We start from the raw sequence: 410 nt of genomic DNA, 5'->3' as shown, positions 1-410 counted from the left end.
CCACCCTGCCCGTGAACGGCATCGTGACCCTGGGACCTGCGATCGACCCCGCTGGTCTTCCGTCCGCATCCAACGTCAAGGTCGTGGAGCGGGCTGACCATGAGCGGATCGTGCCCCACTGCAAGCTGGTGGTATGCCATGGCGGGCACGGCACGGTGCTGCGGCCGCTGATGATGGGCGTGCCGCTGATCTGCATTCCGACGGGCCGGGATCAACCCGAGAACGCCCAGCGGATCGCCGCGGCAGGCGCGGGCCTGCGCCTGCCGCGCAACGCTGGGGTGGCCCGCATCCGCCGTGCGGTCGAGCGGGTGCTTGGCGACTGCAGCTTTGCATTCGCGGCGCGCGAGCTGGGCGAGGCAGTCGCACGAGAGGCCGATGGTGGGCTGACGGCGGCGAAAGCGCTGGAGGCC

General features: G+C 71.0%; 1 protein-coding gene. It reads left to right on the top strand.

Annotated features, from left to right (window positions below):
• The coding region (locus tag DJ017_RS19975) for a glycosyltransferase (protein WP_319418011.1) at window positions 1–410 on the top strand (410 nt) is incomplete at both ends.

The organism is Phenylobacterium soli (assembly GCF_003254475.1).
Classification (GTDB): domain Bacteria; phylum Pseudomonadota; class Alphaproteobacteria; order Caulobacterales; family Caulobacteraceae; genus Phenylobacterium; species Phenylobacterium soli.
This window is presented reverse-complemented; position numbering and strand designations above follow the sequence as displayed.